This window comes from Pseudomonas sp. FW507-12TSA, from assembly GCF_058781435.1.
In genome coordinates, this window is the sequence record NZ_JBYSWT010000023.1 from 50,136 (window position 1) to 69,023 (window position 18,888).

Sequence of the window (18,888 nt, forward strand, 5' to 3'; positions counted from 1 at the left end):
TTTTGCCTATGACAGGGCAGATGGCCATTAGTGTTTTTGACGGGTGTTTTCTTGACGGGTCTGCTTCAATTGGCAACGTCATCCATTTTCCAGGTCGAGTCATCCCATGGAAATTTCCGGGAACAGCGCTTACTACGCCGGGCTGAACGCGATTCAGACCGGGCAGAACCGGGTCGATCAAGCCGCTGGCCAGATCGCCAGCACCGCCGTCGAGCGTTCCGCCAGCAGCCAGTCGTCGGAGCTCCAGGTCAATCGCCTGCGTGGCGTGGACCGCAGCCAGGAGTCGGACGTGGCCAGCAGTGTGGTGGAAATGTCCGCCGGCAAGTTCCAGGTCGAACTGGGCGTCAAGGTCGCCAAGGCCTCGGATGAAGCCCTGGGTACGCTGATCGACACCTACGCCTGATCGTCTTTTCGTTGAAGCCCGGCCCCCGTTTTCGGGGGCCGGGCTTTTTCATGCCTGTCTTTATGCCATTTCCTCGGCTGATTTCCCTCGCTGGCTGATTGCCGGCTACCCGGCTTCTACACTTCATGGCAGTGCCATGGGCCTTGGCCTGCGTGGGTGTTACATGCCGATGACGAAAGGTATTTGTCCGACGCTTGACAAGATTTAGGCGTAAACGTATGTTTCAAACAACTGTTTGACCGCTATAAAAACTCAACGCGGTTGTTCATTCCCGGTTACATCAGCAGAGGTTTATCGCTATGCCTGACTACAAGGCCCCCTTGCGTGATATTCGCTTCGTTCGTGACGAGCTGCTTGGTTATGAGGCGCACTATCAGAGCCTCCCGGCTTGCCAGGACGCCACTCCGGACATGGTTGACGCCATTCTCGAGGAAGGTGCGAAGTTTTGTGAGCAGGTGCTGGCGCCGCTGAACCGTGTAGGCGACCTGGAAGGTTGCACCTGGAGTGAATCCGGCGTTAAGACCCCAACCGGCTTCAAGGAAGCCTACAAGCAGTTCGTCGAAGGCGGCTGGCCAAGCCTGGCCCACGATGTCGAGCACGGCGGTCAGGGCCTGCCTGAGTCGCTGGGCCTGGCTGTCAGCGAAATGGTCGGCGAGGCCAACTGGTCGTGGGGCATGTACCCAGGCCTGTCCCATGGCGCGATGAACACCATTTCCGCCCACGGTACGCCTGAGCAGCAAGATGCCTACCTGACCAAGCTGGTGACTGGCGAGTGGACCGGCACCATGTGCCTGACCGAGCCACATTGCGGCACCGACCTGGGCATGCTGCGCACCAAGGCCGAGCCTCAGGCCGACGGTTCCTACAAAGTCACCGGCACCAAGATCTTCATCTCCGCCGGTGAACACGACATGGCCGACAACATCGTCCACATCGTGCTGGCCCGCCTGCCGGACGCTCCGGCCGGCACCAAGGGTATCTCGCTGTTCATCGTGCCCAAGTTCCTGCCCAACGCCGATGGCTCTGTCGGCCAGCGCAACGCGGTGAGCTGCGGTTCCCTCGAGCACAAGATGGGTATCCACGGCAACGCCACCTGCGTGATGAACTTCGACGCGGCCACCGGTTTCCTGATCGGCCCGGCGAACAAGGGCCTGAACTGCATGTTCACCTTCATGAACACCGCTCGCCTGGGTACCGCGCTGCAAGGTCTGGCCCACGCCGAGATCGGTTTCCAGGGTGGCCTGAAATACGCTCGCGACCGCCTGCAAATGCGCTCGCTGACCGGCCCGAAAGCGCCGGATAAGGCTGCCGATCCGATCATCGTGCACCCGGACGTGCGTCGCATGCTGCTGACCATGAAGGCGTTCGCCGAAGGCAACCGCGCCATGGTCTACTTCACCGCCAAGCAGGTGGACATCGTCAAGTACGGTGTGGATGAAGAAGAGAAGAAGAAGGCCGACGCACTGTTGGCCTTCATGACCCCGATCGCCAAGGCCTTCATGACCGAGGTCGGCTTCGAATCCGCCAACCACGGCGTGCAGATCTATGGTGGCCACGGCTTCATCGCCGAGTGGGGCATGGAGCAGAACGTTCGCGACAGCCGTATCTCGATGCTGTACGAAGGCACCACCGGCATCCAGGCCCTGGACCTCCTGGGTCGCAAGGTGCTGATGACCCAGGGCGAAGCGCTGAAGGGCTTCACCAAGATCGTCCACAAGTTCTGCCAGAACAACGAAGGCAACGAGGCCGTGAAGGAGTTCGTGGCACCGCTGGCGGCACTGAACAAGGAATGGGGCGAGCTGACCATGAAAGTGGGCATGGCCGCGATGAAAGACCGCGAAGAAGTCGGTGCCGCTTCGGTGGACTACCTGATGTACTCCGGCTACGCCTGCCTGGCCTACTTCTGGGCCGACATGGCACGCCTGGCAGCCGAGAAGCTGGCCGCCGGCACCACCGAAGAGGCCTTCTACACCGCCAAGCTGCAGACCGCGCGCTTCTACTTCCAGCGCATCCTGCCGCGTACCCGTACCCATGTCGCCACCATGCTGTCGGGCGCCAACAACCTGATGGACATGAAGGAAGAGGATTTCGGCCTGGCTTACTAAGCCCGTCCGGCTCCACTGCGAAGCCGCTCGCCCCCTCGGGACGAGCGGCTTTTTTGCATCGGCGGACCGTCGGTAAAAATTCCCGACTAAAACGCTAAGCTGAAGCGATTCCCTGCCGTTACAGAGGTGGCAATGTGACGCCTGTCACATCGCATGTGCTTAACTTCTTCAATGAAGGCACAATGCCATCTACTGATAAGCCGGGTTGGAGTTTTACCCTTGCCGCGTTCTTCCGCTGTACGTTTCAGTCACTTTCTTCCGTCTTTACTGCTTCTGCTTGCTGGGCTGGCGGCCGCCTACGTCAAGGATCTCAACGTATTCTTCACTTCGCTGTTCAACGTGCTGCCGACCCTGGTGCTGTTGCTCGGCGGGGCGTATTGCGCCGTGTATCGACGCCAGCGCGAGCTGTTCCTGATGGTCACGGTGTATATCGCCTACTTCCTGCTGGATACCCAGACCGACTTCTACCGTGACAATGGCCGGGTTCGTGAGGATGCCGCGGTGGTGTTCCACCTGTGTTGCCTGTTGCTGCCCTTGCTGTTCGGTTTGTTCGCCGCCTGGCAGGAGCGCACGCACCTGTTCCAGGACATGGTGGCGCGCTTCGCCGTGCTGCTCGCCTTCGGCAGCGTGGCCCTGGGCCTGGAGCAGAGTTATCCCCAGGCGCTGCTGGCGTGGCTGGCGGAGATCCGCTGGCCAGCCCTGCATGGCAGCTGGATGAGCCTGATCCAGTTGTCCTATCCGGTGTTCCTTGCGGCCTTCCTGCTGTTGGCGATCCAGTACTGGCGCAGCCCGCGCCCCTTGCATGCGGCGCAGTTGGTGGGCTTGCTCGGGCTGTTCTGGATGTTGCCCAAGACCTTCATCTTGCCCTTCACGCTGAACATCATGTGCAGCCAGGTGATGCTGATGATCGCCGCCGCGGTGGCCCACGAAGCCTACCAGATGGCCTTTCGCGATGAGCTGACCGGGCTGCCGGGGCGCCGTGCCCTGAACGAACGCATGCAGCGCCTGGGACGCAACTACGTACTGGCCATGACCGACGTCGATCACTTCAAGAAATTCAACGACACCCATGGTCACGACGTTGGCGATCAGGTGCTGCGCCTGGTGGCCAGCAAGTTGTCGAAGGTCACCGGTGGCGGTCGCGCCTACCGTTATGGCGGTGAAGAGTTCGCCGTGGTGTTCGCCGGCAAGAGCCTGGACGAATGCATGCCGCACCTGGAGATGATCCGCGAGATCATCGCCGGCTATAACATCCAGTTGCGCAACCAGGAAAATCGCCCCCAGGACGACCAGCAGGGGCGCCAGCGGCGCGGGGCGGCCGGTGCTTCCAGCGTGTCGGTGACCATCAGTATCGGTGTCGCCGAGCGGTTGATGGAGCACCGTACTCCCGAGGAAGTGCTCAAGTCCGCCGACCAGGCGCTCTACAGCGCCAAAGGCGCGGGGCGCAACTGTGTCATGGCTTTCGGGCAGAACCGCCGCGGTGCGGTGCGGATGGACACCGCCGCAGGCTGACTGATGGCGACGCATTCAGCGTCTGCAGGTTGATTGGCAGGCCCCAGTGCCGACAGTAGGTTGCAACGACCTGCTGTCGGGGCGTCGCCATGGCTCAGGGCCAAGCGCCAAGCGCTTTCGCGCGTTTCCACTCGATGACTTTTTGCCAGCGACTCTGCCTGGGCGCGAGGCTGCCCGTGGATGTTTTCACCTGCCCACGGCTAACCGCCGGCAGAGCGCCTGGCCCAGCGGACAAACGGGCGGATTCCCGGCAAGGCCCGCCCTTGGCGGGTTTTCCTGTTTCATGGCTGGAAATTGACTAAAAATAACAAAAAAGTCACTAGATGACCCTATGTGTCGCAAAAGTTGTTCGGGTACACTCGGTTTTTCGTGAATGGGCCCGTTCCGGCCCGCCTGTTTAGATCTTGCGAGGTTTGCCATGGCTGACTACAAAGCGCCCCTGCGCGATATGCGCTTCGTCCTCAATGAAGTGTTCGAGGTCGCCAAGCTCTGGGCCCAGTTGCCAGCGCTGGCGGAAACAGTGGACGCCGAGACTGTCGAGGCGATCCTGGAAGAAGCGGGCAAGGTCACTGCCCGCAGCATTGCCCCGTTGAGCCGTAGCGGCGACGAAGCAGGTTGTCGCTGGAATGACACCGTGGTGACCACTCCGGAAGGTTTCCCGCAGGCCTACCAGACCTATGCCGAAGGTGGCTGGGTCGGGGTCGGCGGCGATCCTGAATTCGGTGGCATGGGCATGCCCAAGGCGGTATCGGCCCAGGTCGAGGAAATGGTCAACTCCGCCAGCCTGGCCTTCGGCCTGTATCCGATGCTGACCGCCGGCGCCTGCCTGTCGATCAACGCCCACGCCAGCGACGAGCTCAAGGCCACCTACCTGCCGAACATGTATGCCGGCGTCTGGGCCGGTTCCATGTGCCTGACCGAACCCCATGCCGGCACCGACCTGGGGATCATCCGCACCAAGGCCGAGCCACTGGCGGACGGCGCCTATGCCATCACCGGGACCAAGATCTTCATCACCGGCGGCGAGCACGACCTGACCGAAAACATCATCCACCTGGTACTGGCCAAGCTGCCGGACGCCCCAGCCGGGCCCAAGGGCATTTCCCTGTTCCTGGTGCCCAAGTTCATGGTCAATGCCGATGGCAGCCTGGGCGAGCGCAACCTGGTGAGCTGCGGCTCCATCGAGCACAAGATGGGCATCCAGGCTTCCGCCACTTGCGTGATGAACTTCGACCAGGCCGTTGGCTACCTGGTGGGCGAGCCGAACAAGGGCCTGGCGGCCATGTTCACCATGATGAACTACGAGCGCCTGGGCGTAGGTATCCAGGGCCTGGCCACGGGCGAGCGTTCCTACCAGAACGCCGTGGAATATGCCCGCGATCGTCTGCAGAGCCGTGCCCCGACCGGCCCGCAAGCCAAGGACAAGACTGCCGACCCGATCATCGTCCACCCGGACGTGCGGCGCATGCTGCTGACCATGAAAGCCGCCAACGAAGGCGGCCGGGCTTTCTCCACCTATGTGGCGATGCAACTGGACACCGCCAAGTTCAGCGAGGACGCCGAGACCCGCAAGCGTGCGCAAAGCCTGGTGGCGTTGCTGACTCCGGTGGCAAAGGCATTCCTCACCGACCTGGGCCTGGAGACCACGGTCCATGGCCAGCAGATCTTTGGTGGCCACGGTTACATCCGCGAGTGGGGCCAGGAGCAGTTGGTGCGCGACGTGCGCATCACCCAGATCTACGAAGGCACCAACGGCATCCAGGCCCTGGACCTGGTGGGGCGCAAGATCGTCGGCAGCGGCGGCTCGTTCTACAAGTTGTTCGCCGATGAGATCCGCCACTTCACCGCCACCGCCGATGCCCAGCTCGGGGAGTTCGTGCGGCCGTTGAATGCCGCGCTGGACAATCTGGATGAGCTGACTGCCTGGGTACTGGACCGCTCGGCCAGCAATCCCAACGAGATTGGCGCGGCGTCCGTGGAGTACCTGCAAGCGTTCGGCTACACCGCCTACGCCTACATGTGGGCACTGATGGCCAAGGCGGCGTTGGGCAAGGAGCAGCAAGACGAGTTCTACGCCAGCAAGCTGGGGACTGCGCGCTTCTACTTCGCCCGCCTGCTGCCGCGTATCCACTCCTTGAGCGCTTCGGTCAAGGCGGGCAGCGAATCGCTGTATCTGTTGCCGGCGGAGCAGTTCTAAGAGGCAAAGTGCCTGTAAGTCATTTCTTACGTTACGTGCTGCAGATCGCCCATATCGGCGAACGAGGTGCATCGCTAATCTACGTTACATGGACGTAGCGCAGGAAGCGCAAAGAAATAACACGGACACGTAGGATTCCGCCAGGATGGTGGAGTGAAATGGATGTCAGGGAAACAGTCTGCAAAGCCCCGCTTCGGCGGGGTTTTTCTTTTGTGCGGATTTTTTCCCGATCCGCTTCAGGCCAGGGTTTCTGGCAGTGCCGGCCCGCCCAGCCGCGTGTCCTGGCTGTGCAGCGGATCTTCCAATAGCGTGCGCAGCAATTCCAGGGTTCCCTGCTGACGCTGCAGGTCACGACAAACCAATCCGACTTTCAACGGCACCCTGGGCTCGCTCAAGGGTTTCCAGAGCAATTGCCGATTGCCGTTCTGCTGCTGGGAGCGTCCCGGCAGTACGGTGGCCAGCCGGGTATGGGGCAGGCTGTCGAGAATCCCGGCCATGTTGTTCAGCTCCGCCTGTACCTGCGGGCGGCGCCCCAGGTTGGCCAGCTGGGCCTGCCAGATCTGGCGGATCTGGAACTCCTCTCCCAGTAGCAGCATCGGCAGTTCGGCCGCTTGGCTCATGGAGACTTTCTTGAATTCACGCAGGGGATGCTGCTCGGGGATGACCAGGGTCAGTTCGTCTTCGTACAGCGGTACGCCATGCAGCCCCGGTTGCCGCGGTGGCAGATAGCTGATGCCGATATCCAGCGAGCCATTGAGCAAGCGCCGTTCGATTTCCAGGCCAGTCAATTCGTAGATCTGCACCACCAGGTGCGGCTGGGCCTTGCGCACCCGTTCGAGCATCTGCGGCACCAGGCTGCTGTGCACGGTTTGCAGCACGCCGATGGCCAGGGTCCGCAGGGCCTGGCCCTTGAAGTTGCGCAGGGCTTCGCGGGCCTGTTGCAGGCCATCGAGCAGGGGCAGGGCATGGTTGTACAGGGTATGCGCGGCCAGGGTCGGCAACAGGCGCTTGCTGCTGCGCTCGAACAGGCTCACATCCAGGTGCTGCTCCAGCTGGCGAATCTGCTGGGAAAGCGCTGGTTGGGAGATCGAAAGGCGCTCTGCGGCGCGCCCTACGTGTCCTTCTTCATACACCGCGACGAAATAACGCAGTTGCTTGAAATCCATAAGTAATTCTTATCGAAAAAGCTTAAAAATCGAAATGGCCCAAAGCCCCGTAGGCGCCTAGTCTACGCCTATTCACAGGGCTTACAGGGCCACTAAAGAAGATGAATAGCGTTCAGGTCGATGGTTCTTACATAGGAAAGGCAACAAACATCGACCCAGGACAGGTCCATGACGAGGGCCAAGGCACCCTTGCAAAGCAGATCGGATCATGGTCATGGAGCCTGCGGGCATGAACCTGTTCAACCTGCGTCGCACCCCGCCCAGCCTGGACCAGCTGGCCATGGCCCCGAGCGCGGCCACTGTGGTCGACAACCTTTCCAGCGACTGCCTGATGCCCAGCGTACCCAGGCCGCAACCGGTATTCGTCCGTGGCCAGGGCTCCTGGTTATGGGACAGCGATGACCGAACCTACCTCGACTTCACCCAGGCCGGAGCCGCCAACAGCCTTGGCCATAGCCCGTCGGTGCTGGTCAACGCCCTGACCGCCCAGGCGCAATCGCTGATCAACCCGGGTTCCGGGTTCTACAACCGCGGCATGCTCAAGCTCGCCGCGCGGTTGTGCCGCAGCACCGGCAGCGACCAGGCCTATCTGTTGGGCAGCGGCAGCGAGGCGTGTGAAGCGGCGATCAAGCTGGCGCGCAAATGGGGGCAACTGCATCGCGGTGGCGCGGCGGGCATCATCACCGCCAGCCAGGCTTGCCATGGCCGGGGGTTCGCCGCGCTGTCGGCGTCTGCGGGCAATGCCACCGGCAATCGGTTCGAGCCGCGCCTGCCGGGTTTCAGCCAGGTGCCGTTCAATGACCTGCCGGCCCTGCATGCGGCGGTGGATGCACAAACCGTAGCGATCATGCTCGAGCCGATCCAGGGCGAGGCGGGAGTGGTGCCGGCCACCGAGCATTACCTCAAGGGCGTGGAGCGGCTGTGCCGCGAGCTGGGCATCCTGCTGATCTTCGATGAAGTCCAGACCGGTATCGGTCGTTGCGGCACCTTGCTGGCCGAACAACTGTATGGCGTGCGCGCCGACATCATCGCCCTGGGCAAGGGCCTGGGTGGCGGAGTGCCGCTGGCGGCCCTGCTGGCCCGGGGCAAGGCCTGCTGTTTCGAGCATGGCGAACTGGATGGCACTCACCACGGCAATGCCCTGATGACCTCGGCCGGGCTGGCGGTACTCGACTGCCTCCAGGAGCAGGGCTTCTTGCAGCAAGTGCGCAGCAATGGCCAGTACCTGGGCCAGGGCCTGGTTCGCCTGGCCAGCCGTCATGCCCAGGGCCAGGTCCGTGGCCAAGGGCTGCTCTGGGGCATGACCCTGGCCGATGCCTCCGCCGAGGCAGTGGTCAAGGCCGCCTTGCAGGAAGGGTTGCTGCTCAATGCCGCGCAACCGGACTGCCTGCGCTTCACCCCGGCGCTGACCGTGAGCAAGGGCAATATCGATGAAATGCTGCTGCGCCTGGCCCGAGCCTTCGCCCGGGTCCGCACCGCGCAGTTGCAATGCCGCAAGGGAGTAGCCGTCTGATGCGTGTATTGATCCTGCAGCACAGCGCGGCTGCCGGTCCGGGGCGAATCAACCAGTGGCTGCTGGAGCGCGCCACCTCGGTGCATATCTGCCATGTGCATGCCCAGGCCCGCCTGCCAAGGCTCGACAGCTTCGACCTGCTGATCCTGCTGGGCGGTCCCATGAGTGTGCATGACGAAGTCCAGGCGCCCTGGCTGGTCGCGGAAAAGCGCCTGCTGCGCAAGGCCCTGTCCACCGGCAAGCGCGTGCTGGGCATCGGCCTGGGCGGCCAGCTCCTGGCCCAGGCCCTGGGCGCCCAGGTCCGCCCCTGCGCGGCCAGCGAGATTGGCTGGTGGCCGGTGGAAAAGTATCCCAGCGCCCAGGATTCTCCCTTGGGGCTGGCGTTGCCGGAACGCCTGATGGCCTTCCACTGGCATGGTGAAAGTTTCGATCTGCCCAAGGGCGCCCTGCCGCTGTATCGCTCCGCCGCCTGTGCCAACCAGGGGTTCATCTGGCAGGAACGGGCCATTGGCTTGCAGTGCCTGCTGCAGAGCGATTTGCAGAGCATCGAGGCGCTGCTGCAATCGCGCCCCAGGGGTTGGTTGAGCGCCGAGCAGGATGCCGGGCCTGAAAGCGTCGAAGACCGCCAGGCGATCCTCGCCGGCATCCCCCATTGCAGCGGCCTGGCGCCGACCCTGTTCCGGGTGCTGGACTACTTGTCCGGACCCCTGCCGACCTTGCGCTGACAGAATTCCTGAACCGTCTCGCGGTATAACGCATCGCCCCGTGCCTGATCTTTCGCACGGGGCGTTTTTTTGTCTCCGTCTTTTCCAGGCCCGAACATCCCCAGCGGCATGGCTCTGAAGCTACTGAGCATGGTGCACAAACATGGGATCGAGATCCGCGCCTGAGCGGGCCATGGGCCGCTTGGCAATTGGGCTGAACCCTGGCCTGGGGCCAGGGTCGATTGCAGGTAGGGCTCATCCGAGCCATTTCTGTCAGGAGTCATCCATGGATCTGATCCGCATTATCTTCGCCATCCTGTTGCCGCCCCTTGGCGTGTTCCTGCAAGTGGGATTCGGCGGCGCCTTCTGGTTGAACATCCTGTTGACCTTGTGCGGATACATCCCCGGTATCGTGCATGCGGTGTACATCATCGCCAAGCGCTAGAAAGCATCAGGCCCGCTCCAGGCGGGCCTGATATTCAGTGCTGCGCCTGCAACACCTTGCGGTAGAACAACCATTCCTGCTCCAGGGCGTGCGCCTGGTTCTGGGCCTTGCGAAAGCCGTGGCGTTCTTCCGGGTAGTAATGGGCCTGGGCGCAAATTCCCTGTTCTTGCAGGGCCTTGAGCATGACCCGGGTCTGCTCGGGCACCACCACCGCGTCCAGTTCACCCTGGAAGAACACCACGGGCACCTGGATATTGCTGGCGTGCAACAAGGGCGTCCGGGCCAGGTAGCGCTCGCGGTCCTGCTCGGGATCGCCGATCAGCCAGTCCAGGTAGTCGCCTTCGAACTTGTGGGTGACCCGTGCCAGTGCCAGGGGATCGCTGACGCCATAGAGGCTGGCGCCGGCACGAAAGACCCGGGCGAAGGCCAGTGCGCACAAGGTGGTGTAGCCACCGGCGCTGCCGCCGCGGATGAACGCTTGCCCGGGGTCGATCAGGCCTTGCTGGTCGAGGTAGGCTACCACCGCGCAGGCGTCTTCCACGTCCACTTCGCCCCAGCGCAGATGCAGGGCCTGGCGATAGGCCCGGCCGTAGCCGCTGCTGCCCCGGTAGTTGAGGTCGGCCACGGCGAAACCGCGCTGGGTCCAGAACTGGATGCGCGGATCGAGTATCGGATAGCAGGCCGAGGTCGGGCCGCCGTGGATGAACACCACCAGGGGTGGACGTCCCGCGCCATTCATGGCCGGGTAGAAGAAACCATGGGCCTGGCCCCCGCCGCTGGGATAGCGAAGGGTCTGCGGACGGCTGATGAGCTCCGCAGGCAGGGGGGCGACGCCTGCGGCCAGGACCTGGACCTGGCTCGTGGCACGGTCGATGGCCAGCACTGCCGAGGGGCTGGTGGGCGAGGCCGCGATGCAATACAGCCGCTGCGAATCCAGGGCCAGGCTGCGAAAGCGACTGTAGGCACCAGTGAAATCCTGCGGTGCAGCATCGGCCTGGTGCAGCCCGAGACGGCCGAAGCCGTCCTCGGTCCAAGTGCCCAGCCAGCTATCGTCGCCCAGTGGCAGCCAGGTACAGCCGCCCAGTTGCCAGGGGGCCGGGGCGTGGTCCGCCGGCGCGCAGGGCTGTGGGCGCAAGCCCAGGCCCGACTCGGCCCAGGGCTGCCAGAAGCCCTGGCGGTCGGTGAGGCAATGCAGCTTGCCGTGCGGATCGAAGCGCGGTTGTTGCAAGGATTCCGGCTCGTCGTTGCCCGCCACGCAGCGCGGTTCGCCCCAACTGGCGTCGGCCAGGCGCTCGGCGAGCATCAGGCGGGTGCTGGTCCAGGGTTGGTGCGGGCGGTCCCATTCGATCCAGGCCAGGCGCTGGCCGTTGGGGCTCAGGGTCGGCGCGGCATAGAAGTCGGCGCCGGTCGCCAGTAGCTGGCGCTGGCCGCTGGCGCCGTCGAAGGCCACCAACTGATGCCGGTCGGCGCATTCCTCCACGACCAGCACCTGGCCGGCGTGCTGCTGCAGGTCGCCGTAGCGGCATTCGCCCTGGGTCAGGGCCACGGGGGCGCCCCCGTCCAGCGGCTGGCGGTACAGCTGTTGGTCGCGTTCATTGACGAACACCAGGCTGTCCTGGCCGACGCAAAAGGCGCCGCCGCCGTATTCATAGACCCGGCTGCGGACGCTGAAGCCCGTGGGTGTCAGGCAGCGAGCCTGGCCCTGGTGCCAATGCCAGATCCGGCAGGCACCGTCCTCGGGGCGGTACTCGTTCCAGAACAAGCCGTGGGACGTCAGTTGCAGTTCGGCGAAGTCGACGCCGGCGGCCGTGGCCTGGCTGGCGCTGAAGGGCTCAACCCTTGGCGATGAGGCGTGAGTTTCGTTCATTGCGAAATGCCAGTTGTTCGATGGTCTGGGTGGCGGTTTCGGATTCTTCCCGGGCCTTGAGGATCATTCCGTGGTGCGGCGACTTGCTGCATACCGGGTCGGCATTGCTGGCGTCGCCGGTCAGCATGAACGCCTGGCAGCGGCAGCCACCGAAGTCCTGTTCCTTCTCGTCGCAGGAGCGGCATGGCTCGGGCATCCAGTCGTAGCCGCGAAAGCGGTTGAAGCCAAAGGATTCATACCAGATGTGCTGCATGCTGTGCTCGCGCACATTGGGAAACTGTACCGGCAACTGCCGCGCGCCGTGGCAAGGCAGGGCGGTGCCGTCCGGGGTCACGGTGAGGAACAGGCTGCCCCAGCCGTTCATGCAGGCCTTGGGGCGTTCCTCGTAATAGTCCGGAGTGACGAAGATCAGCTTGCACGGATGGCCCTGGGCCTCCAGCTTGGCGCGGTACTCGTTGGTGACGCGCTCGGCGCGCACCAGCTGCTCGCGGGTCGGCAGCAGGCCAACGCGGTTGAGCTGGGCCCAGCCATAGAACTGGCAGGTGGCCAATTCGACGAAGTCGGCTTCCAGGGCGATGCACAGCTCGATGATGCGGTCGATTCTGTCGATATTGTGCCGATGGGTGACGAAGTTCAGCACCATCGGGTAGCCGTGGGCTTTCACCGCACGGGCCATCTCCAGCTTCTGCGCGAAGGCCTTCTTCGAGCCGGCCAGCAGGTTGTTCACCTGCTCGTCGCTGGCCTGGAAGCTGATCTGGATATGGTCCAGGCCAGCCTTCTTGAAGTCGCTGATCTTCTGCTCGGTGAGGCCGATGCCGGAGGTGATCAGGTTGGTGTAGAACCCCAGCTTGCGCGCCTCGCCGATCAGTTCGGCCAGATCCTGGCGCACCAGCGGTTCGCCGCCGGAAAAGCCCAGCTGCGCAGCGCCCATCTCCCGGGCCTCGCGAAACACCTTGAGCCACTGGGCGGTATCGAGCTCCTTGCCCTGTGCCGCGAAGTCCAGCGGGTTGGAGCAATACGGGCACTGCAGCGGGCAGCGATAGGTCAGCTCGGCCAGCAGCCACAGCGGCAGGCCGATCTCCGGCTTGGCGGGCACGTTGGAGTCAGCCGAGTTCGATCCAGTGCTGGGCACGGGCGACCTCCATGAATTGCTCGATATCGTCACCGAGCTCGGCGACCCCGGGGAACTGCACCTTAAGTTCGCCGATGATCGCCGCCACGTCGCGCTCGCCATCGATCAAGCCGCCGATCAGGGCAGCGCTGTCGTTGAGCTTGATCATGCCCTCGGGGTACAGCAGGACATGGCCCTTTTGCGCCGGCTCGTACTGGAAGCGGTAGCCGGGGCGCCAGCGTGGGGTTTTGCTGCGATCGAAACTCATAAGGTGATCCCTTTGTGCCAGACCCGCTGCTCGGTGACGCTGTGATAAGGCGGGCGGTTCAGTTCATAGGCCATGCTCATGGCGTCGAGCATGCTCCAAAGAATGTCCAGTTTGAACTGGAGAATTTCCAGCATGCGCTCCTGGCCCGCGCGGGTGGTGTAGTGCTGCAAGGTGATGGCCAGGCCGTGCTCCACGTCTCGCCGGGCCTGGCCCAGGCGCGTGCGGAAGTACTGGTAGCCGGCCGGGTCGATCCACGGATAGTGCTGGGGCCAGCTGTCCAGGCGCGACTGGTGGATCTGCGGGGCGAACAGTTCGGTCAGGGAACTGCTGGCGGCTTCCTGCCAACTGGCGCGCCGGGCGAAGTTGACGTAGGCATCCACGGCGAAACGCACCCCCGGCAATACCAGCTCCTGGGAGCGCAACTGGTCCGGGTCCAGGCCCACGGCCTGGCCCAGGCGCAGCCAGGCCTCGATGCCACCGTCCTCGCCTGGCGCGCCGTCATGGTCCAGCAGGCGCTGGATCCACTCGCGACGTACTTCCCGGTCCGGGCAGTTGGCGAGGATCGCCGCATCCTTCATGGGGATGTTCACCTGGTAGTAGAAGCGGTTGGCGACCCAGCCCTGGATCTGCTCGCGGCTGGCCCGGCCTTCGTACATCGCCACGTGATAGGGATGATGGATGTGGTAATAGGCGCCCTTGGCGCGCAGGGCCTGTTCGAATTCGGCGGGGGACAGCGGGGTGTCGGTCATCTGGGTTCTCCGGGGCTTGGCCTGGTCGCGGGCGGGCCCGCGGTTGCGCACACGGCCCCAGGGCGCTGGGGCCGAGCTCGTGGGCTAGCAGGCCGTTGAAAAACGTCGGCGAGGCAGCCAGCGCAAGGCAAAAACAGGCGAAAAAGCGCAGTTTACGAGTGGTAAATGAGCATATTGAGCCTGTTTTTAACGCAGCGATGGCAACGCAGATAGTTTTTCAACGGCCTGCTACAGCTCAATACTCATTCCGTCGTAGGCCACTTCCACCTTTCGGCGTACCAGTTCGGCACGTTCGGCGGAGTCTTCGTCGAGGATCGGGTTGGTGTTGTTGATGTGGATAAGCACCTTGCGCTGGCGTGGCAGTTGCTCCAGCACTTCGAGCATGCCGCCGGGGCCGTTCTGCGCCAGGTGGCCCATCTCCCGGCCGGTGCGGGTGCCGACGCCACGGCGCTGCATCTCGTCGTCTTCCCACAAGGTGCCGTCCACCAGCAGGCAGTCGCTGGCGGCCATGATCTGCAGCAGCGGCGCGTCCACCTTGCCCAGGCCCGGCGCGTAGAACAGTTTGCCGCCGGTGCGCAGGTCCTCGACGATCAGGCCGATGTTGTCGCCCGGGTGCGGGTCGAAGCGATGGGGCGAGTAGGGCGGCGCTGCGCTGCGCAGGGGCAGCGGAGTGAAGCGCAGGTTGGGGCAGGCGGCCACGCTGAAGCTCTGGTCCAGTTCGATGCGGTTCCATTGCAGGCCGCCGTTCCAGTGGCTGAGCATCTTGAACAGCGGGAAACCGGTGCTCAGGTCCTCGTGGACCATGTCAGTGCACCAGACCTGGTGCGGGCAGCCTTCGCGCAGGCTGAGCAGGCCAGTAGTGTGGTCGATCTGGCTGTCCATGAGGATGATGGCGCTGATCCCGGTATCGCGCAGGGCTCGGCCGGGTTGCATGGGGGCAAAGCCCTGCAGTTGGGCGCGAATATCCGGAGAGGCGTTGCACAGCACCCAGTTCACCCCGTCATCGGAGATCGCGATGGACGACTGGGTACGGGCCTGGGCGCGCAGGCTGCCGTCGCGAAATCCCGCGCAGTTCACGCAGTTGCAGTTCCACTGCGGAAAACCGCCGCCGGCGGCGGAACCTAGAATCTGGACAAACATGGGCGCTCCCTGGGATGTGACTTGAAGATTGTGGACGACTGAAAATGAAAACGCCCCGGACGGGCCGAGGCGTTGCGCTGGATGTTCCGACGAGGTCAGAAATCAGCGGCTGGCGAAGTACATGGTGACTTCGAAGCCGATGCGCAGGTCAGTGTAAGCAGGTTTGGACCAAGTCATGAAAATGCTCCTTTGAGGTGGGTGGGACGGGTGTTGCCTATACATATAGTCCACCTCCGGGCGGAGATGTTCAGATGCTTAGGCGGCTATCTTACTAAATTCCCATAACGGCTTGCCTGCAATTCTAAAGAAAGCTCATTACAGCGCTGGTAACGATCATTCTGCCCCTTGCCAGGGCGAGCCCGGGGCAGGGCCGTTGGCCAGGACCCTCCAGCCTCCGGCGGCTTGCTGCAACTGCCGGGCGGCCTGGATCACCAACGTGGGCGTCAAGGCTTCGATGCTGGCTTGCAATCGTTCCAGGTAGTCCGACGGATGGCCGGCCAACCGCGCCTGCCACAGCAGTTGCGCCGCCTGTTCCAGGGGCAACTCAGAGGCCCGCAACTGTTGGGCCAGGGCTTGGCGCTGGTCGAGCCAGGCCTGGGTATCGAGGGCCTGCAATTGTTCGGGCAAACGCAGGAAGAACTGTTCCAGATGGCCGATGATCTCGCCCAGGCTGGCGTTCGGCGACTGCACCCCAAACAGCAGGCCGGTGCGGCCATCGAGTTGGCGCACCGCGCTGAACACGCCATAGCCCAGTTGCAGCTCGACCCGCAGACGCTGGTAGAACGGGGTCTGGCAGAGTTGCCCCAGCAGGCGCCAGGCAGCTTCGTCGGCCAGCAGGCTCGATGGGCTTGGGCAGAACAGCAGCAGTGCCTGCTCTGCGCTGTCCATGGGCACCGTCTGCCAAGCAGGGCCGGTTCCTGGCTGCGGCGCCTGGCCCAGGTCGGCATCCGCGGTCCCGGGCATTCGTTGCAGGGCCCGGGCGAAGGCGTCCTGTCCGTGGGGCGGCACGCCCAGCGCCAAGCCATCCCAGCGGGCCGTGGCCCATAGCGCTTGCAGGGCGTCGGCGTTCAAGGTCGTACCGCTGTCGGGCAGTGGTTGTTCGGCGAAGGTCTTGAGCAGTTGGCGCAGGGGCATCGGTGGTGTCTCGACGTCGATCCTGCCTGCTTGCCAGAACTCCGGGGATGGTTGGCCCAGTTGTCGTAGCGCTTGTTGCAGCACCGCCGGCATGGGTTGCTGCAGCCCGCGCAACTGCAGCAGCCAGTCCATGCCGCAGGAGCTGAAGCTCAGTTCTACCCCGGCTTGCCGGGCATCCCCGGCCAGGGCTGCCAGGCTGTGCTGCAAACGCCGGTGCAGGCCGCTCGGCGCGGGACTGGCCAGGCGCCAGCGCAACAACAACTGCCCTGCCTCGGTATCGGTGGGCAAAGCCTGGCTGAAGCTCAGGGCCGGGTTGTCCCGGCGGCCTCGGCTGCGGTCCTGGGCGAAGGTCCGCAGGCCGCGATGCTTGCTGCTCTGGCCGCGAATCAGGCCGGCCTGGGGCTCCTCGACGGCGCCGCGCAAGAACGGGTTGGCGGGCGGCAACTGCCAGTCGCCGCTGAAGTCATCCACAACCTTGGGCTGCAATTGCCGCAGCAGCGCCTTGAGGGCCACGAGTCCGGCGGCGCCCAGCTCCTGGGCGGCGTGCCGGCTGCCCCGACGGGCCAGTTCCAGGGCACTGTCGACCTGCAGCCGGCGTTGTTGCAGCAGGGCGTATTCCTCGCACAACTGCGGCCAGTCGCCCTGGGCGCCGAAGAACCCCAGCCAGTCCAGCACCAGCTGGCGGATTTGTGCTGGCGCCTCGCTGGGCGCCTGGCCCAGGTCCAGCTCCAGGTGCAGCAATGCTTGCCCGGCGAACTCATACCGCGCCTGGGCCTTGAGGCTGCGGGCCAGTGACTGTTGTTGGAGCTTGGCAAGCAATCCGCCGGGTTTACCCGATTGCAGCCAGGTACAGAGGAAGTCCAGCGCCACGCCGGCGCCTGCCGGCAGCCCTTCAAGGGCGAACAGCAGGTCCAGGCGTTGGCCGTCGAACCGTTGATAGTTGTTGGCGTTGCTGGCCAGCAGTGGCACTGGTGCTATTTGTTGCTGGCGCGGGCCAGTAGGCAGGACCGCGCCGTAGCGTTCGGCCAGGGCCCGGAGTTCGGCCAGGGGTTGTGGTCCGGCCAGGCTCAGGGTCATCTGCCCAGCCTGGTAGAAATCGCGGTGGAACTGCCACAGGCCCTGCTGGAAGGCCGGGTTGGCCAGGTTCAGGCTATAGCGGTTGCCGGCATGGAAGGCCCGCAGCGGATGGGTCGCGGACAGGCCGTCGCACAAGGCGAACTGGCGTTGGGCGTTGGCGTCCCGGGACCAGGCGAGGAATTCCGCATGCAGCACTTCGCGTTCCCGGCGCTGCTCGGCGAGGCCTAGGCGGGGCTGGGCGAGCATGTCGCACAAGCGCTCCAGGCCGCCGGCGAAGGCGTTGATTGGCAATTCGAAAAAGAACTCGGTGTTGCGCTCGCCTGTGCTGGCGTTCAGTTGTCCGCCCTGGGCGCGGACGTAGGCCATCAAACCCTGCTCGGCAGGAAACCGCTCGGTGCCGAGAAACAGCAGGTGTTCCAGGAAGTGCGCCAGGCCCGGCCAGGCCTGTGGTACGTCATGGCTGCCAGCAGCGACCCGCAGCGCCGCGGCGCAGCGTTTCAGGTGGGGAGCATGGCGCAGGGAGACCTGCAGGCCGTTGGCCAGGGTTTCCAGGTGGGGCAGGGGGTGGTTCGGCGCAGGCATGGGCACATCCAGGACAGAGAGGCGCCCATGCTAGCGGATATCCCCGGATCAGCGCTTGCCCAGCGCTGCGTAAAGTTCGGGGCGACGATCGGCCAGGTAGCGATTCAGGGTCCGGGATTCGTTCATCAAGTCGCGGTCCAGGGTGCCGATGATCAAGGTCTCGTCCAGCCCGGCCAGGGCGATCCGGCTGCCATCCGGAGCGGCGATGCTGCTCTGGCCGCAATAGCGGATCTGTTCCTCGCGGCCGCAGTAGTTGGCGTAGGCCACGTAGCATTGGTTCTCGAAGGCTCGGGCACGAATGGTCACGTCGGCGACGAAGTCGTAGGGAATCATGTTCGCCGTCGGCACCAGGATCAGCTCGGCGCCCGCCAGGGCCAGGCGCCGGGCATTCTCCGGGAACTCGATGTCGTAGCAGATCAGGAAGCCGAGCTTCCAGCCGTTGAGTTCCACCAGGGGGAAGTCGTCTGCGCCGGCGCTGAACATCGAGTGGTCCAGGTCACCGAACAGATGGGTCTTGCGGTAATTGCACAGGCGCTGGCCGTTGGCGTCGATCAACTGCACGGCGTTGTAGATCCGGCCGTCGGCGTCACGCTCCGGATAGCCGTAGAGAATCGCCATGCCGGCGGCCTGGGCGATGGCGGCGATCCGTTGGGCGGCCGGGCCATCCTGGGCCTCGGCCAGGGCGCCGACGGCCTCGGGACCGATGTTGTAGCCGCTGAGGAACATCTCCGGCAGCACCAGTAGGTCGGCCTCGGTGGCCTGCATGGCCACCTGGTGCAGGCGTTGCAGGTTGCCGGCCACATCCAGCGGCAGTGGTGGGCACTGATACAAGGCGACGCGCATGTTCTTCACTCCTCTGACTTGCGATAGCGGCTATCTTCGCCGCTACCGCAGACTCGGGCCAGATGCGGATGG

General features: G+C 64.1%; 16 protein-coding genes. 7 read left to right on the top strand and 9 right to left on the bottom strand.

Annotated features, from left to right (window positions below; all coding sequences use genetic code 11):
- Positions 1-106: 106 nt before the first annotated feature.
- From AC3WK8_RS20920 to AC3WK8_RS20935, 4 genes are all read left to right on the top strand, one after another.
- Positions 107-403 carry a hypothetical protein gene (locus tag AC3WK8_RS20920; RefSeq protein WP_053137675.1) on the top strand — a complete coding sequence of 99 codons (297 nt, stop codon included), beginning with the start codon at positions 107-109 and terminating at the stop codon, positions 401-403.
- 299 nt (positions 404-702) lie between these two features.
- A complete protein-coding gene (locus AC3WK8_RS20925; RefSeq protein ID WP_053137672.1) occupies positions 703-2,508 on the top strand; it encodes a phenylacyl-CoA dehydrogenase in 1,806 nt (601 codons plus the stop codon).
- 219 nt (positions 2,509-2,727) lie between these two features.
- Positions 2,728-4,020 (top strand): GGDEF domain-containing protein, encoded by a 1,293-nt coding sequence (locus AC3WK8_RS20930; RefSeq protein WP_022641458.1) that lies wholly within the window; start codon positions 2,728-2,730, stop codon positions 4,018-4,020.
- Positions 4,021-4,438: 418 nt separating this feature from the next.
- Positions 4,439-6,217: an acyl-CoA dehydrogenase C-terminal domain-containing protein gene (locus AC3WK8_RS20935; RefSeq protein ID WP_103325759.1), complete on the top strand. Its 1,779-nt coding sequence runs from the start codon at positions 4,439-4,441 to the stop codon at positions 6,215-6,217.
- A 236-nt stretch (positions 6,218-6,453) separates the two neighbouring features.
- On the opposite strand, the gene AC3WK8_RS20940 is transcribed toward AC3WK8_RS20935, so the two are convergent.
- Entirely contained in the window at positions 6,454-7,383 is a 930-nt protein-coding gene (locus tag AC3WK8_RS20940) for a LysR family transcriptional regulator (RefSeq protein WP_022641456.1), read from the bottom strand.
- Between the two features lie 229 nt (positions 7,384-7,612).
- Here AC3WK8_RS20940 and AC3WK8_RS20945 point away from each other — a divergent pair, with 229 nt between their 5' ends.
- The 3 genes from AC3WK8_RS20945 to AC3WK8_RS20955 all read left to right on the top strand — a co-directional run bounded on the left by AC3WK8_RS20945 (position 7,613) and on the right by AC3WK8_RS20955 (position 10,045).
- Complete coding sequence (locus AC3WK8_RS20945; RefSeq protein ID WP_022641455.1) at positions 7,613-8,896, top strand: aspartate aminotransferase family protein; 1,284 nt, start codon at positions 7,613-7,615, stop codon at positions 8,894-8,896.
- Complete coding sequence (locus AC3WK8_RS20950; protein ID WP_085599108.1) at positions 8,896-9,621, top strand: type 1 glutamine amidotransferase; 726 nt, start codon at positions 8,896-8,898, stop codon at positions 9,619-9,621. The genes AC3WK8_RS20945 and AC3WK8_RS20950 overlap by 1 nt, the downstream gene beginning before the upstream one ends.
- Positions 9,622-9,886: 265 nt before the next feature.
- Positions 9,887-10,045, top strand: a complete 159-nt coding sequence (locus tag AC3WK8_RS20955; protein WP_011063854.1) for a YqaE/Pmp3 family membrane protein — start codon at positions 9,887-9,889, stop codon at positions 10,043-10,045.
- Positions 10,046-10,079: 34 nt separating this feature from the next.
- On the opposite strand, the gene AC3WK8_RS20960 is transcribed toward AC3WK8_RS20955, so the two are convergent.
- The 8 genes from AC3WK8_RS20960 to AC3WK8_RS20995 all read right to left on the bottom strand — a co-directional run bounded on the left by AC3WK8_RS20960 (position 10,080) and on the right by AC3WK8_RS20995 (position 18,816).
- Positions 10,080-11,912 (bottom strand): S9 family peptidase, encoded by a 1,833-nt coding sequence (locus AC3WK8_RS20960; RefSeq protein ID WP_103325760.1) that lies wholly within the window; start codon positions 11,910-11,912, stop codon positions 10,080-10,082.
- Positions 11,878-13,044, bottom strand: coding sequence for a pyrroloquinoline quinone biosynthesis protein PqqE (gene pqqE, locus AC3WK8_RS20965; protein ID WP_103325761.1), 1,167 nt, complete (start codon positions 13,042-13,044; stop codon positions 11,878-11,880). The genes AC3WK8_RS20960 and pqqE overlap by 35 nt, the downstream gene beginning before the upstream one ends.
- A complete protein-coding gene (gene pqqD, locus AC3WK8_RS20970; protein WP_103325762.1) occupies positions 13,016-13,291 on the bottom strand; it encodes a pyrroloquinoline quinone biosynthesis peptide chaperone PqqD in 276 nt (91 codons plus the stop codon). The genes pqqE and pqqD overlap by 29 nt, the downstream gene beginning before the upstream one ends.
- Complete coding sequence (pqqC, locus tag AC3WK8_RS20975; RefSeq protein WP_053137658.1) at positions 13,288-14,040, bottom strand: pyrroloquinoline-quinone synthase PqqC; 753 nt, start codon at positions 14,038-14,040, stop codon at positions 13,288-13,290. The genes pqqD and pqqC overlap by 4 nt, the downstream gene beginning before the upstream one ends.
- A 228-nt stretch (positions 14,041-14,268) precedes the next feature.
- Positions 14,269-15,180, bottom strand: a complete 912-nt coding sequence (pqqB, locus tag AC3WK8_RS20980) for a pyrroloquinoline quinone biosynthesis protein PqqB (protein WP_022641450.1) — start codon at positions 15,178-15,180, stop codon at positions 14,269-14,271.
- A 102-nt stretch (positions 15,181-15,282) separates the two neighbouring features.
- Positions 15,283-15,357 carry a pyrroloquinoline quinone precursor peptide PqqA gene (gene pqqA / locus AC3WK8_RS20985; RefSeq protein WP_003194766.1) on the bottom strand — a complete coding sequence of 25 codons (75 nt, stop codon included), beginning with the start codon at positions 15,355-15,357 and terminating at the stop codon, positions 15,283-15,285.
- A 156-nt stretch (positions 15,358-15,513) separates the two neighbouring features.
- The gene (pqqF, locus tag AC3WK8_RS20990) at positions 15,514-17,973 is read right to left on the bottom strand and encodes a pyrroloquinoline quinone biosynthesis protein PqqF (RefSeq protein ID WP_103325763.1); all 2,460 of its coding nucleotides are present in this window, start codon (positions 17,971-17,973) and stop codon (positions 15,514-15,516) included.
- A 48-nt stretch (positions 17,974-18,021) separates the two neighbouring features.
- Positions 18,022-18,816 (bottom strand): carbon-nitrogen hydrolase family protein, encoded by a 795-nt coding sequence (locus AC3WK8_RS20995; protein WP_103325764.1) that lies wholly within the window; start codon positions 18,814-18,816, stop codon positions 18,022-18,024.
- Positions 18,817-18,888 lie beyond the last annotated feature (72 nt).